12 protein-coding genes are annotated in these 14,334 nt (G+C 61.3%); 8 read left to right on the top strand and 4 right to left on the bottom strand.

Annotated features, from left to right (window positions below; all coding sequences use genetic code 11):
- Positions 1-8: 8 nt before the first annotated feature.
- Positions 9-1,373: a HAMP domain-containing sensor histidine kinase gene (locus ASD52_RS35060; RefSeq protein ID WP_025428703.1), complete on the bottom strand. Its 1,365-nt coding sequence runs from the start codon at positions 1,371-1,373 to the stop codon at positions 9-11.
- Positions 1,370-2,044 (bottom strand): response regulator transcription factor, encoded by a 675-nt coding sequence (locus tag ASD52_RS35055; protein ID WP_025428704.1) that lies wholly within the window; start codon positions 2,042-2,044, stop codon positions 1,370-1,372. Before ASD52_RS35055 ends, ASD52_RS35060 begins: the two co-directional genes overlap by 4 nt.
- A 278-nt stretch (positions 2,045-2,322) precedes the next feature.
- Between ASD52_RS35055 and ASD52_RS35050 the strand changes: the two genes are divergently transcribed.
- From ASD52_RS35050 to ASD52_RS35035, 4 genes are all read left to right on the top strand, one after another.
- Positions 2,323-4,053 carry a phosphoethanolamine--lipid A transferase gene (locus tag ASD52_RS35050; RefSeq protein ID WP_025428705.1) on the top strand — a complete coding sequence of 577 codons (1,731 nt, stop codon included), beginning with the start codon at positions 2,323-2,325 and terminating at the stop codon, positions 4,051-4,053.
- 182 nt (positions 4,054-4,235) lie between these two features.
- Positions 4,236-4,613 (top strand): hypothetical protein, encoded by a 378-nt coding sequence (locus tag ASD52_RS35045; RefSeq protein WP_057226604.1) that lies wholly within the window; start codon positions 4,236-4,238, stop codon positions 4,611-4,613.
- Between the two features lie 197 nt (positions 4,614-4,810).
- Positions 4,811-5,479 (top strand): metallophosphoesterase family protein, encoded by a 669-nt coding sequence (locus ASD52_RS35040; RefSeq protein WP_057226603.1) that lies wholly within the window; start codon positions 4,811-4,813, stop codon positions 5,477-5,479.
- Positions 5,480-5,606: 127 nt separating this feature from the next.
- Positions 5,607-6,281 (top strand): HAD family hydrolase, encoded by a 675-nt coding sequence (locus ASD52_RS35035; RefSeq protein WP_057211217.1) that lies wholly within the window; start codon positions 5,607-5,609, stop codon positions 6,279-6,281.
- A gap of 199 nt (positions 6,282-6,480) precedes the next feature.
- Here ASD52_RS35035 and ASD52_RS35030 read toward each other — a convergent pair whose 3' ends face one another.
- Positions 6,481-8,070, bottom strand: a complete 1,590-nt coding sequence (locus ASD52_RS35030) for an ABC transporter substrate-binding protein (protein ID WP_057211215.1) — start codon at positions 8,068-8,070, stop codon at positions 6,481-6,483.
- A 748-nt stretch (positions 8,071-8,818) separates the two neighbouring features.
- Between ASD52_RS35030 and ASD52_RS35025 the strand changes: the two genes are divergently transcribed.
- From ASD52_RS35025 to ASD52_RS35010, 4 genes are all read left to right on the top strand, one after another.
- Positions 8,819-9,847, top strand: a complete 1,029-nt coding sequence (locus ASD52_RS35025; protein ID WP_057211213.1) for an amino acid ABC transporter substrate-binding protein — start codon at positions 8,819-8,821, stop codon at positions 9,845-9,847.
- Between the two features lie 74 nt (positions 9,848-9,921).
- A complete protein-coding gene (locus ASD52_RS35020; protein WP_057226601.1) occupies positions 9,922-11,070 on the top strand; it encodes an ABC transporter permease subunit in 1,149 nt (382 codons plus the stop codon).
- Between the two features lie 3 nt (positions 11,071-11,073).
- Positions 11,074-12,180, top strand: coding sequence for an amino acid ABC transporter permease (locus tag ASD52_RS35015; RefSeq protein ID WP_198956823.1), 1,107 nt, complete (start codon positions 11,074-11,076; stop codon positions 12,178-12,180).
- The gene (locus ASD52_RS35010; RefSeq protein ID WP_057211208.1) at positions 12,173-13,615 is read left to right on the top strand and encodes an amidohydrolase family protein; all 1,443 of its coding nucleotides are present in this window, start codon (positions 12,173-12,175) and stop codon (positions 13,613-13,615) included. The genes ASD52_RS35015 and ASD52_RS35010 overlap by 8 nt, the downstream gene beginning before the upstream one ends.
- Before the next feature lie 64 nt (positions 13,616-13,679).
- On the opposite strand, the gene ASD52_RS35005 is transcribed toward ASD52_RS35010, so the two are convergent.
- Positions 13,680-14,334 (bottom strand): TOBE-like domain-containing protein (locus ASD52_RS35005; RefSeq protein ID WP_200954115.1); only part of this gene is annotated, 655 nt, incomplete at its 5' end.

Raw genomic sequence — 14,334 nt, 5'->3', positions numbered from 1 at the left:
ATCGGTCGTCAGGTCTGCGACCCATCCGATCGGGCGGCAGAGAAGTCGATGGTAATCTTCGTGCCTTGATCCGATGCGGTCTCGAAGGCGATCGGGGCGGCATGCAGCTCACTGATGCGCTGGACGATTTTCAAGCCGAGGCCGAGCTGTCCCGTACGCTTGATATAGCCGAGATCTTCGTGATGTTCCGGAAGATCGACGAGCCCCTTGCCGTTGTCCTCGACGCTGACGATCGCGCCAGGGCCGCAGGTCAGCACAATGCGGGTGCCCGGCGGATTATGCTTGACCGCGTTCTCGATCAGGTTGCGCAGCATGTTTTCGACGAGCGCCGGGATAACCGTGACCGCAGGCGTTCCTTCGTCGACGAATTCCAGCGATTTGTCGTGATCAAAGACAAATGGCGCGATCGCCTCTGCGAGGCTCGCACCGATCTGCGAGAGGCTGGCCGATTGATAGGCCGAAGGGTCGACGGCATCGGCCCGGGCAAGCGAGGTCAGCTGCTCGAGAATATGCGTGAGGGCATCGAGGTCACGTTCGGCATTGCGGGCGCGAGGGTCGTTGATGTGGCTGAGTTCCATTTTTGCGATCGAAACGGGGGTGCGGATCTCGTGCGCTATGGAGGAGGAGAACAGTTTCTGGGATTGGACCAGGTCGGCGACCCGCGCCAGCATGCGGTTGACGGCACTGACCAGGCGAGCGATCTCCTCGGGCATGCGGGTGAGTGGCAGCCGAGCACCGCTATCGCGGGGATCCAACCGATCTGCCGCCGCAGCCGCCATGGCCACCGGTTTCAATGCGCTGCGGATCGACCAGATCGTCGCGCCGATGACGAGGCAGAACATCAAGGTCATCGGCACGATCATGGAATCGAACATCTCGTGCAGCAGTGCGCCGTACATGAAGCCGTTCGGGTCCCTCAGGATCGCCAGTTCGACCAGGACAGTCGCCCCGGCACGCTCGAAGGTTTGTCCGCCGGCGACGCTGAACGGTTTGCCTGGTTGAATTTCGCGTTTCCAAAAATTCGGCGCGTCGATGCTCATTGGAAGAAAATGCTCGGCGCATTCCGTCGTGCAGTTTGAATAGAGCGGCGTACCCGTCTCCGTTCGGACCCTGAGGAAGATCGAGCCATCGCGATCATGGCGGTCGATATAGCGTTCCCTCAGTTCGCGATCCGGTTCGAAACTTACAACGCCGTCGCGGACGTGGATGGCACGCGAAAGAGCCTCCGTCTCCTGTTGCAGCATGAGAACGCTGAGCTTGTCGTCGTCGAACCAGTAATCTGCAAAGACGACGCCGATCTGGATTGCCATGGCGAGTAGCGAGAACGCCACGATGCGGCGGGCAACGATGCCGATCAGCGACGAGTGCTTCATAAGGCCCGCCTGAGCAGATAGCCGATCCCGCGTACGGTCTCGATCTGGATGCCGGTCTCGTAGACTTGCAGCCGTTTGCGCACCCTGGAAACGGCCAACTCCAGCGCATTGGGGCTAATCTCCTGGCCATATTCCGAAAGTGCGGTTTCCAGCCTGCGCTTCGGAACGACCCGGCCGACCTCGCGCATCAGGATTTCGATCAGCGAGCGTTCTCGCGGCGGTAGCGGTACAACAATGCCGTCACATGTCAGGTCCGCGGTTGCAGGGTCGTAGCGTAGGGCGCCTGCCTCGAGAACCGGCTGCACCGCTTGCGGATTGCGCCGCAACATCGCTCGGCAACGCGACAAGAGCTCCCGGTGATGAAAGGGCTTGACCAGATAGTCGTCGGCGCCGGCATCCAGTCCGGCAATGCGCTCATCGACCGATCCTCGCGCCGTGATGATCAAGACGGGCAGCCCCGGATATTCCTGGCGAACGCGGCGCAGCAGTGTCAGGCCGTCGCCATCCGGCAGGCCGAGGTCAAGCAGAATCAGGTCGTGTTCCTGAGCCGCGATTGCCGCTTCAGCGTCCGAAACGCTCGAAACGGCGTCGAGCCGCCAGCCCGCATCGCGCATGGTCTCTCCGACCAGTTCTACCAGTCGCGGACTGTCTTCAACCAGGAGCAGGCGCATCGAGTCGTCTCGGCATGACCATTCTTCGTTCGACCATATGGGCTTTCTCAAGGGCTGCCAACTCCCCCGCGCACGCCAACCAAAGCGGGTGCCGCAGAGGTAATGAGCAATCTTGACGGGGTTTCGACAGCTTATGGGGCGTATCTCGACAGAGCAGGGGCAGGCTGTAGTCGAACCGGCGAGCCCGCATGACGTGGCCTCCGCCTCTACTGGATGCCCGCGACAGCATCGGCCGTAAAGCAAAATCGGCCCGGCAGTCGCAGCAGGAGAAGACTGTTTTGATGGTCACGAAAATCCGCCGGCCAGAGCTCGGCAGCATTACGCTCAGTGCAATCGTCAGCGTTTATTTGCTCGCTATCACCAACAATTCCTTCTGGACGCACGCTGCGATCTACTTCGATCACTCGCGACTGTCGCTTTTGTCCTTCGGCGCCGCAATGACGCTCGCAACCTTCGCGGGTATGATGCTGGTGTCGGCCAAGTACATCATGAAGCCGGTGTTGATCTTTCTCATAGTCGCTTCCGCGGCGGCTGCCTATTTCATCGATTACTTCGGAGTAATCATCGACAAGGACATGATCGGCAACGCTGCCGTGACGACGCAGGCCGAGGCGAGCCATCTGTTGACCGGCAGCTTGGTGCTGCATCTGTTTCTCTATGCTGTCGTTCCTTCACTGTTCGTGGTCTGGGTCAAGGTACGCCACCAGCGGGTCCTGCCCAAGACAGCAACCACTCTTGCCATTGTCATTCCCTGCGTGCTCGTCAGCGGCGGGCTGATCTATTCGGATTTTGCAAGCGTTGCCTATGTCATTCGCGAGCACAAGGATCTGATGAAGCGCTTCAATCCCACCGGGCCGGTTTCCGCTGCGTTAAAATACGCATCCTCGACCTATAAGGAGCGCAATATTGCCGTGCAGCCGTTAGGCACTGACGCCCGGCAGGGTGCGCGTGTCGCCGCGGCGGGCAAGCCGGTTGTCGTGGTCGTCGTTGCCGGTGAAACCGCCAGGGCGATGAACTTCTCGCTCAACGGTTATGGCAGGGAAACCAATCCGGAGCTCAAATCTCTCGGCGCGATCAACTATACCGACACGACGAGCTGCGGCACGGCAACGGCGATCTCGCTTCCCTGCATGTTCTCGGTCTATCCGCGCAACGAGTATACGGAGTGGAAGGCCCGCTCGACCGAAAACCTCGTGAACGTTCTGACCCGCGCCGGCGTTTCTGTGTCCTGGTGGGACAATAATACCGGCAGCAAGGGCATTGCCGACCTCATCAGCTTCGCCAGCATGACGAACCAGAAGAACAGCCCGCTGTGCAACAATGGCGAATGCCTTGACGAGATTTTCCTCGGCGAACTGGACAAGAAGCTGACGGCGACCAAGTCGAACAGCGTTATCGTGCTGCACCAGCTCGGCAGCCATGGCCCATCCTACTATCTGCGTTATCCGGAAAAGTTCCGGAAGTTCAAACCGGATTGCCGCACAGCTGAGCTGATGAAATGCTCAGTCGAAGAAATCACCAACGCCTACGACAATAGCATCCTCTACACGGACCATGTGCTGGCAAGCGTTTCCCGCCTCTTGGAGAAGCATCAGAACGACATCTCTGGCGCGATGATCTACATGTCCGACCACGGCGAATCCCTTGGCGAGAACGGTATCTATCTGCACGGCGCGCCCTATGCGATCGCGCCGCGCGAGCAAACTCAGGTTCCCTTCGTCACATGGTTCTCGAAACCGTATCAGGCGGCAATGGGCGTCGACACAAGCTGCCTTGCCAAGGAGACGGATCAGCCGAAATCGCACGATAACCTGTTTCACACCGTGCTTGGCATGATGGATGTCGAGACGAAGGTCTACAATCGCGAGCTTGATGCCTTCGCCAACTGCACCCGGCAGGATCCGCCCGGCAAATCGAATGGTTCCGCCTTCCAGGCCGCCGATACGGCAAAAGACCTGCCGGCGCCGATTGTCCCGGCAACGATCATGCCGGGTGCGAAGGCGCTCTAAACGATCGGTCCGACCGCGGATCCGGTACAAATCTGATCGACCGGTGGAACAAAGCAACCATCTGCGCACTTCCCTGAATGGACACTCGTTCGCACCACAGTGCGGCAATGCAAACGAAGGGTGGCAAAGACGCCAGCGCCAATCGGCGCCGGCGATCCATGCTTTCGCAGAGGGAGAGACTGATGCAGGTCGTCGGAATACAGGTTTCCGCTGAACGCGCCGGCAAGGCGGGCTTGACGGTCGAGTTCGTTGGCGCCGAGGGCGAGGTCGTCACGGTGACATGTCCGCAGGATGCGGAAGGATCGCTGAACAGGTTGAATGCGGTGCCGAGGGCAAAGGACATTCTGTCCGCCGCGCTCGGAGCCGATGAAAAATTGCAGGATACGCCAGATCCGCGCGCAAGTGCCGCCGCGCTGCGCCCGATCCCCAATGCGCGGACTGCACATGACCGTAAAACCATGGAAGAACAACTCGACGAAGGTCTCGAAGATACCTTCCCGGCAAGCGATCCGGTCTCCATTGCCAGCTCGGCGATTGCCAAGGGAAACTCCCGCCGTTAATCAGTGGGTTCTCAGTGGTTCAAATCGAGCCCAAGATGGCGCACCATCCTTGACCGGCGCCTTGGCTGCTTTTTCGGCTTGATCATCGCTGGCCTTGCCGTGTTTCTGCCATCCATGCAGTCTATCGGCGCTCGCATCCAAGCGCCGAACATCCGTTGCGGCGTCAACCCTTTCGTCGAGTACCGGAGGACTGGCGCATGAGCGCGCAGCATCTGACCTTTGCCGTCGGCGATATCCACGGCTGTCTGACCGAGCTTCAAGCGCTCCTGAGGCAGATCGAAACCTATGCGCCCGAGGGCAGGGTGATCTTTCTTGGTGACCTGATCGACCGCGGCCCGGATAGCCGAGGCGTGATTGAATTGATCATGGCAGGGCCGCAGAAGCAGGGCTGGTCCTGGCTGACGCTCAAGGGCAATCACGAGGAAATGCTGCTCGGCGCACGCAGCGGCGAGAGCGATGTCGACTGGTGGCTGCTTAACGGCGGCAAAGAGACACTGGCATCCTACCATCACACTATTCCCGCAGCGCATTTGAAGTGGCTGATGCAGCTTCCCTCCATTATCGTCGAACCGTTTCGCATCTTCGTCCATGCGGGCGTCGATGAAACCATGCCGCTGGAGCGCCAGGGCGAGGAAATCTTCCTGTGGATCAGGCGGCCCGACAATCACTCCGGCGATTATTGGGGCAAACACCTTTGCCATGGCCACACGCCGAGCCGCTCCAATCCACGCACCGTCGGCAACCGGACCAATGTGGATTCGGCTGCCGTGTTTGGCGGCAGTCTGTCCTGCGCGATTTTTGACGATGACGTTCCGGGTGGCCCGATCGGTTTTCTGAGCACCGGGCGTGGCGCTGACCATTCGTAACTCACCGTTGCCGAAGATGATCACGGGCACACCGAATTGCGTTGTGCCCCTGATCTCCAGGCTGTAGGTGTGCCGGGACTGTCGGGCGGGCTTTCTCGCCCATCATTGCAGCTTCAGGGGATCACCGTTGGATACCGCGCCTTCATCTCTCTTTGCCAAGAACTTCGCCGCTCTCCTGTTCGATATGGATGGCACGCTGCTCAACTCGATGGCCGTCGTCGAACGCGTCTGGGGCGCCTGGGCTGTCCGGAACGGGCTCGACCCCGTCGAAATGATGAAAACGGTACATGGCGTTCGCGCCGTGGATACGATCCGCACGCTCGAACTGCCGGGCGTTGATCCGGAGCATGAGGCGCACGAACTCGCGCTCGCCGAAATCGCCGACGTCGAAGGCATCATCGAGATCGAGGGCGCTGTCGCCTTCCTCAATTCACTGCCGCCGGAGAAGTGGGCGATCGTCACATCGGCGCCGCTCGACCTTGCCGTTCGTCGCCTCGCGGCCGCAGGTATTCCCACGCCGAAGCTGATGATCACCGGCGAAGACGTGTCGGTCGGCAAGCCCCATCCCGAGGGCTATCTTTTGGCCGCCGAAAAACTTGGCGTGCGGCCGGAAGACTGCATCGTTTTCGAAGATGCTCCGGCCGGAATTCTCGCCGGCAAGGCCGCCGGCGCCGAAGTCATCGTGATCACCGGCGCGCACTCTGCCGCGGCAGACACGCCGCACCTGACGCTCGCCCGCTACAATGATATCGAGGCAGGCATTGCCGATGACGGCCTGCTGTCGCTGCGCCACCGTCGCTAGAGCGTTTCCGATTTAGACGGAACCGGACAAACGCTCTATCTGTTTGTTTTTACGCATTTCCTGACGGAAAGCGGCATCGCACTTTCCTGGAAATGCGCTAAGCGCTGCCCTTGAAAGACGCGGGCCGCCATGGCGGTGCCGGCTCGCGACGTTGATGAAAGCCGGAGAGCCTGATCAGGGCCTCCGGCCGTCTCTTGGTTCAGGCCGTGACCCAGCACTTCGTCAAGGCATGGCCGCCCATCAGTTCGCCGTTCGGATCGTCGACCCACCCGCCGACCTTGTCGTTGGTGGCGTCGATATAGTTGTTGAACATCGGCACGATGACGCCGCCTTCGTCGCGCAGCATCATTGCGGCCTGGCGATAGATCGCCTTGCGCTTGGCCTCGTCGAGTTCGCCGCGGGCGGCGAAGATCAACTTGTCGAAGTCATCGCGCTGGAAACGCGTGTCGTTCCATTCGGCCTTCGACAGATAGGCAATCGAATAGACCTGATCCTGCGTCGGTCGGCCGGTCCAATAGGACATGCTGAAAGGCTGCTTGTTCCAGACATCCGACCAGTAGCCGTCGCCCGGTTCGCGCTTCAGGTCGATGGTGATGCCGCATTTGGCAGCGCTCATCTGGAAAAGCTGGGCGGCATCGACGGCGCCGGGGAAGGCGACGTCGGACGTGCGCAGCAGCACGGAGCCGTCGTGGCCGGATTTCTTGTAGTGGAACTTCGCCTTGTCAGGGTCGAAGACACGCTGCTCGATGTCGTTGTCGAAGAGCGGATAGCCATTGATCATCGGCGTATCGTTGCCGACGGTGCCATAACCGCCGAGAACCTTTGCCACCATCTCCTCGCGGTCGACGGCATATTTCAACGCCAGCCGCAGGTCGTTGTTGTCGAACGGCGCGGTGTTGCAATGGGCAATGAACACGTAATGCCCCTTGCCCGGCACATTTCGGATGACCACGCCGGGAAGGCGCTTGATCAGTTCGACAAGCTTCGGCTCGATGCGGTTGATCATATGCATCTGGCCGCTTTGCAGCGCCGCGGTGCGCGCGGTCGAATCGTTGATGACGACGATTTCGATCTGGTCGGCATGACCGCGTTCGGCCGATCCCCAATAGCCTTCGTGGCGCTCAGCGACGTGTTTTACGCCCGCCTCGTTCACGACAACCTTGTAAGGACCGGTGCCAATGCCGGCGGTCGGATCGTCCTTGCCGCCGTTCGGCTGGATCATCAGGTGGTAGTCGCTGACGATATAGGGCATGTCCGCATTGGGCTGCCGCAAGGTGATCACGACATTGTCGCCGTCAGCCTTGATCGTCTCGAACTCCTGCACAAAGGGCAGGGCCGCCGATTTCGAGTCTGCATCGCCGTGGCGCTCGAGCGTTGCCACCACGTCAGCCGGCGTCAAAGGCTTGCCATTGTGGAAGGTGACGTCCTTGCGGATCTTGAAGCTCCAGGTTTTTGCGTCGCTGGAGGCCTCGTAGGACTCGGCCAGGCGGTACTCGATCTCGCCGGTCGGTGCGACTTCCAGCAGTTGCTCGCCCCAGCAGCGACCGAGCGTGTATGGCACCTGGCTCGCCCATGTCGCAGGGTCGAGGCTGTTGGTCGATTCGCCGCCGACCAGGCCCGCCCGCAGCGTCCCGCCCTTGACTGGCCCCGCCGCACGGGCGGCACTGCCAAGCAATGTCTGCGCAGACGCGATCGTCACCCCGAGCGCCGCTGCCCTCCCCAAAAATTCCCGTCGTGACAGGCGGCCCGCTGCAACCTGTCGGCTCATGTATTCCAGTTCTGTTGGCATCGCTTACTCCCTCCCTCGCAAGACGCGCCCGGCATACCGGCAACGTTGCAGGATAGTGTGGGAGAAGAGACGTCTGAGATTCTCACCCGACGACAGTTCATGCCGCAGATGATGAACACAACGTCGTATTCGGCTCTGCCTTAATCCTTCAGTCCATCCGTCGCAGACGCGCGAAGCGGGCTAAGATCAACAAGCAGCGTGAGACCACCTCACGCACGAACCGTGTCTGCGCCGGGGTCCCGTCAGTTCGGCAAGCAGGATGTGATATTCGCCGGCAAGGCGGATGGAGAGCGGCCGCGGTCGGAGACACACGCACTCCTGTCGGCACTGAGATCGACGAAACCTTCGGCATTCAGGCGCACGAATGCACCGCGAACGCTGGTGCGACTGACCTTGAAATGATCGGCGATCGTGTCTTCGGATTGCTTGGTGCAGGGCTTCAGCGCGTGCTCCAGGACGGCCTGCGCAACAACCGATAGACGGACTCGCTGCGACTTGATCTCTCAGACAACGCTGTCCCCCCAAGCAAGCCGGGCGGGTCTGCAATACATGCCCCATAACCTCGATAGTGTCTCCAAACTATACGCGTCAATATTGTATACAATAATGTTGCCATTCGTATCCGGCTATCGTATGCAATTGGTGACACGGCGGGTTGATCCGCTGTGTGCCTAGGCGGGAGGAGGCATGCGACGTGGATCGCATGACCCGCAGAGGCGGAGATTGTCGAAGTCAACGGGAGGGGAAAATGAAGAAAAGAATTCTGCAACTTTGCGCCACCGCAGCAGGCATCGTGGTCGGCCTCACGGCGTTCACCGCCAGCGCCGCCACCACGCTTGAGACAGTCAAGGCGCGCGGCAAGCTGATCTGCGGTGTCTCGATGAGCACGCCCGGGTTTGCGACGGCTGACGCCAAGGGCCACATGCAGGGTTTCGATGTGGACGTGTGCCGTGCCGTTGCGTCGGCTGTTTTCGGCGACCCGGAAAAAGTCGATTTCGTTCTGACGAACATCAACACCCGGTTCCAGGCTCTGCAGTCAGGCGAAATCGACATGCTGTCGCGCCAGACCACCCATACCTTCTCGCGCGAAGTCTCGCTCGGTCTCGATTTCGGCCCGACGGTATTCTATGACGGCCAGGGGTTGATGGTGCCGAAGTCGCTCGGTGTCAACAGCGCCAAGGAGCTGACGGACGCAGCGATCTGCACACTGCCCGGCACGACGACGGCCCAGAACCTCAGCGATTTCTTCCGCACGATCGGCGGCAAGTTCGAACTGGTTGTTTTCGAAAGCCCGGATGAAAACCGCAACGCCTTCTTCTCGGGCCGTTGCGAGGCGATCTCGTCCGACCGGTCTGACCTGGCGTCGATCCGTGCGGTTGCCAACAATCCGGACGACTATGTCGTCCTTCCCGAGACCATCTCCAAGGAGCCGCTCGCTCCGTCGGTCCGGCAGAACGATTCCAACTGGCGCGATATCGTTTCCTGGTCCGTCTGGATGCTGATGGCGGCCGAAGAGCGCGGCATCACCCAGGCCAATGTCGACGAAATGACGAAGAGCGAGGATCCGGAAATCCAGCGCATGCTCGGTGTCAACGAAGAGCTCGGCAAGATGCTCAACCTCGACAACAAGTGGGGCTACAACATCGTCAAGGGCGTCGGCAATTACGGCGAAGTGTTCGAGCGCAACCTCGGCACCAAGACCGCGCTTGGCCTGACCCGTGGGCCGAACACCCGTTGGAGCGAGGGCGGTCTGCTCTACGCACCGCCGTTCCGTTGATATTCGTCGGCCCGCGCCCTGGCGCGGGCCTTTTTCGTCTTCGACGTTCCCCTTTGCCCGGCAGACGTGTCGCCATGTCCCTGTTTTATGACGCGCGCATCCGCGCCTTCCTCTATCAAACGATCGCGATCGGCGCTGTTGTCTTCGTCGCCTGGGCGATGTTCAGCACCGCGAGCGCCAACCTTGCCAAGCAGGATATTGCCACCGGCTTCGGCTTCCTGGCGCGTCAGGCAGGTTTCGTCATCACCGAGACTGCGATCGCCTACGAGCCGACCGACACATTCGGCCGTGCCATCCTTGTCGGCATCGCCAATACCGTGAAGGTTTCGGCACTCGCCGTCTTCTTCGGTACGATCCTCGGTGTGCTCGTCGGCATCGGCAGGCTGTCGCACAATCCGGTCCTGTCGCGCCTGATGCTTGCCTATGTCGAAGCGCTGCGCAATGTGCCGCTGCTCCTCTATCTGCTGCTCTGGTATTCGCTGATCATCTCCGTTTTCCCGCCGGTAAAGCAGGCGATCGAGATGCTGCCGGGCGTGTTCCTGTCAAATAGCGGTCTGGTCATGCCGGCCATGCGATGGGCGAGCGGCTTTGAATCGCTCCTCATCGCCCTGTTCGTCGGCGCCGCTGCCGCTGTTGCGATCGAGCGCGTCCTTGCGCGTCGTCGGATTGCCACGGGCAAGCAGATGCCCGTTGCCACCATAGCGGCGCTTGCCTTCCTGCTGCCGCTGGCGGCAACACTGCTGTTCGCCGACATCTCGGTCTCGATGGATGTCCCCGAACTCGGCCGGTTCCGCCTGACCGGCGGCTATCACGTGCGCCCGGAATTCGTGGCACTGCTGATCGGCCTGACGTTGAGCGCTTCGGCAAATGTCGCCGAGATCGTGCGCGCCGGCATTCAAGCCGTCAGCAAGGGACAATGGGAGGCCGCGACGGCCCTCGGCCTGCCGCGCTCGCGCACGCTGAAACTCGTCATCCTGCCGCAGGCGCTGCGTATTATCGTGCCGCCGTTGACCAACACCTATCTCACGGTCTTCAAGAACAGCTCGCTCGCGATTGCCATCGGCTATCCGGATCTGGTGATGGTTTCCAACACCATCATGAACCAGACCGGCCAGGCCATCGAAGCCATTGCCATCTTCATGGCCGTCTATCTCGGCCTGTCCATCCTGATCTCGCTGGTGATGAACTGGTACAACGCGCGCGTTGCGCTGAGGGAGCGCTGAGCCATGGCCCAGTTCGAAGGCTTCGTTGCCGACCCGATCCTGATGGCGCCCGCCGCCCGCCCGATGGTGCGCAACCGTACCTGGCTTTCCGCCTATTTCGGAACGCCGGGCAACGCACTGATCACCATCCTTTGCCTCGGCACGATCTTCGGCCTTGCCAAGCTCGCGATCGGTTGGCTGTTCGTCGACGCGATCTTTTCCGGCACGCCGGCGGAGTGCAAGGTTTCAAGCGGCGCCTGCTGGCCGTTCCTGTCGACCAAGCTGCGCTATGTCTTCTTCGGCTTCTATCCCTTCGACGAGCAGTGGCGACCGCTCACGGCGATGCTGCTGTTTCTCGGCGCTTGCGGCGTGTCGATGGTGCCGCGCACTTGGGGCCGGGCGCTTGCGGTCACATGGATCGTGGTGATCCTGCCGACGCTTTACGCGCTGATGGCCGGTGGCCTGTTCGGGTTGACCGTCGTGCCGACCACCCAGTGGGGCGGCCTGCCGCTGTCGTTCATGCTTTCCTTCGTCGGGCTCGCCTGCGCCTTGCCGCTCGGCATTGCACTTGCGCTTGCGCGTGCTTCGAGCCTGCCGGCGATCCGCATTCTCGGCGTCGGCTTCATCGAAATCGTCCGCGGCGTACCGCTGATCAGCATCCTGTTCATGGCGACCGTCATGCTGCCGCTGTTCATGCCCGATGGTGTCACCATCGACAAACTACTGCGGGCCCAGGTGGCGATCATTCTCTTTGCCGCCGCCTACATCGCCGAAATCGTCCGCGGCGGATTGCAGGCCGTTCCCAAGGGGCAGATCGAGGCGGGCCATTCGCTCGGGCTGCACTATTGGCAGATCATGCGCAAGATCGTGCTGCCGCAAGCCCTGAAGAAGGTTATCCCGCCGCTCGTCGGTCTGTTCATCGGCTTTTTCCAGGATACGACCCTGGTGACGATTGTCGGCCTGCTCGATTTTCTCGATACCGTGCGCACCGCCATGCGCGATCCGCAATGGCAGGGCATCGCCGTGCTCGAAGGCTACGTCTTTGCTGCGGTCGTTTACTTCTTTTTCAGCGCATTAATGGGCGCTTATAGCCGTTTCCTCGAGCAATATTTCAGGACCACGCATGACTAGCAATATTCACGTCATCCGCAGGGCGCATACGGTTGTCGGCTTCGACACCGAGACGAAAAGCCATGTCTATCTCAACGACGTCGACGTCGCCTATGACGATACCGGTTTCGTCCATGTCGGAGGACATTATGACGGCGCCTTTGCCAGCGAAACCTCCGGTGCCGACCGGATGGTGATGCCGGGTTTCGTCAATGTGCATTGCCACTCCGGCGAGGAACCGATCTCCAAGGGCATCTTCGAAGACGCGGGTACGGCAGCACTTTGGGGCAACGCCCTCTACGAGTATTCCAACCTGCTGGAAATCGACGATGGCGCGATCGAGGCGTCGTTGACCGTGATGCTCGGCGACCTCATGCGTAGCGGCGTCACCACGCTGCTGGACATTGCCGGGCCGCATGAAAGCTGGCTGCCGACCTTGGCGCGAAGCGGTGCTCGCGCCTTCGTCGCTCCAGGCTTCCGCGAAGCGCAATGGCATGTCGAAGACAGCCATCGCCTTGATTTCATCTGGGACAAGGCTCGAGGCCGCGAGGCTTTCGCCCGGGCGCTTGATGTCCTCGACACTGCCGCAGCCCATCCCTCCGGACGCCTTGGCGGGGTGGTGGCGCCATCGCAGATCGAGACCTGCTCGGCCGAATTGCTGCAAGACGCGGCCGCAGAGGCGCGCAAGCGCGGCATGCCGATCACCATCCACTCCGCCCAGACCATGGCGGAACATGAGGAAATGCTGCGCCGGACTGGCCTGACCGCGGTGCAGTATCTGGAAAGCCTGGGGATCCTCGGCGACAACCTGATCCTTGGCCATTGCATCTTCCTCGACAGCCATTCCTGGACGCGCCAGCGCACCGATATCGATCTCGGCCTGCTGGCAGAGCGGCGCACGACGGTCGCCCATTGCCCGGTGACGTTCTCGCGCAGCGGCATGGCGCTGGAATCGGTCGGGCGCTATCGCCGCGCCGGCGTCAACGTCGCCCTCGGGACTGACAGCTATCCCTTCAACATGCTTGAAGAAATGCGCCAGGCGATGATCTGTGCGAGGCTTTCGGGCAAATCCGTGTTCGACGTATCGACCGCGGATATTCTCGATACGGCAACGCTTGCGGGCGCCCGCGCGCTTGGCCGTGACGATATCGGCCGGATTGCCGTCGGCGCAAAAGCCGACTTTCTCATCGTTGACCTGAAACACCACGCGATGCAGCCGGTTTACGACCCCTTGCGCAATCTGCTGCATTGCGCGGCAGAGCGCGCTATCGAGGAAGTCTATGTCGATGGACAATGCGTCGTGCGCCATGGGCGCGCGACCAAAATCGACTACGACGGAGCCGTGGCGCTGCTACAGGACGCGCAGAATTACGCGTGCCGCAAGGCGCCTGAGAATGATCCCAAGAAGCGGCCAATGCGCGACTTGGCGCCGTTGTCGCTGCCCGTCCCTTCCTAGAACACGACGCGGGCGGTAATCATTGATCCAAAGAGCGCCGGCTAGGGCTGGCGCTCTTGCAAGGTCAGGCTTGCGCGACCAGTCGCGGTTTTTCGGTGGCGGCTTCGTCCCGTTTCGACTTCGCGACGGGCTGCCCCTCCCTGAACAACTTCCACTTTGTCGGGCGGAATGCGACCCTTGCGCGGTCCTGTGTTGTGGTGCGTTCGGGCGGCAGTTCGATTTCGGCATGCGGATGGTTGCGGCCGAGGTCGAGTTCGAGATGGCGGGTACCGGCGACGCGGCGGCTGGCGGTGACCAGGCCGGCGAGACAGCCGCCGCAGCCATCGATCAGCTCGATGTCGTGCGGGCGGAAGTAGAGGGTGGCCGGGCCGTCGGGCTCGGTCGGGGCTCTGAGGCCGATCGGCCGGTCCTCGAACCAGATCTCGCCGTTGGCAAGGGTGACGGCAAGCGCGTTCGACTGGCCGATGAAGCCGTAGACGAACGGCGACACCGGATGGTCGTAGATCTCGTCGGGGGTGCCGACCTGTTCGATCGTGCCCTTGCTCATCACCACCACCCGGTCGGCAAGTTCCAGCGCCTCTTCCTGGTCATGGGTGACGAAGATGGTGGTGTGGCCGGTGCGGTCGTGGATCTCGCGCAGCCAGCGCCTGAGTTCCTTCCTGACCTGGGCATCGAGTGCGCCGAAGGGCTCGTCGAGCAGAAGCACGTTCGGCTCGACC

The organism is Ensifer sp. Root142 (assembly GCF_001426785.1).
Classification (GTDB): Bacteria; Pseudomonadota; Alphaproteobacteria; order Rhizobiales; family Rhizobiaceae; genus Ensifer; species Ensifer canadensis.
Note: the sequence above shows the minus strand (reverse complement) of the source record. Positions and strands in the feature narration are given on the sequence as shown.

Bases quoted from the DNA above. Each gene is read 5' to 3' on its own strand.
- ASD52_RS35040 (WP_057226603.1), top strand. From the start codon at position 4,811: ATGAGCGCGCAGCATCTGACCTTTGCCGTCGGCGATATCCACGGCTGT.
- ASD52_RS35060 (WP_025428703.1), bottom strand. From the start codon at position 1,373: ATGAAGCACTCGTCGCTGATCGGCATCGTTGCCCGCCGCATCGTGGCG.
- ASD52_RS35030 (WP_057211215.1), bottom strand. From the start codon at position 8,070: ATGCCAACAGAACTGGAATACATGAGCCGACAGGTTGCAGCGGGCCGC.
- ASD52_RS35045 (WP_057226604.1), top strand. From the start codon at position 4,236: ATGCAGGTCGTCGGAATACAGGTTTCCGCTGAACGCGCCGGCAAGGCG.
- ASD52_RS35015 (WP_198956823.1), top strand. From the start codon at position 11,074: ATGGCCCAGTTCGAAGGCTTCGTTGCCGACCCGATCCTGATGGCGCCC.
- ASD52_RS35020 (WP_057226601.1), top strand. From the start codon at position 9,922: ATGTCCCTGTTTTATGACGCGCGCATCCGCGCCTTCCTCTATCAAACG.
- ASD52_RS35025 (WP_057211213.1), top strand. From the start codon at position 8,819: ATGAAGAAAAGAATTCTGCAACTTTGCGCCACCGCAGCAGGCATCGTG.
- ASD52_RS35010 (WP_057211208.1), top strand. From the start codon at position 12,173: ATGACTAGCAATATTCACGTCATCCGCAGGGCGCATACGGTTGTCGGC.
- ASD52_RS35055 (WP_025428704.1), bottom strand. From the start codon at position 2,044: ATGCGCCTGCTCCTGGTTGAAGACAGTCCGCGACTGGTAGAACTGGTC.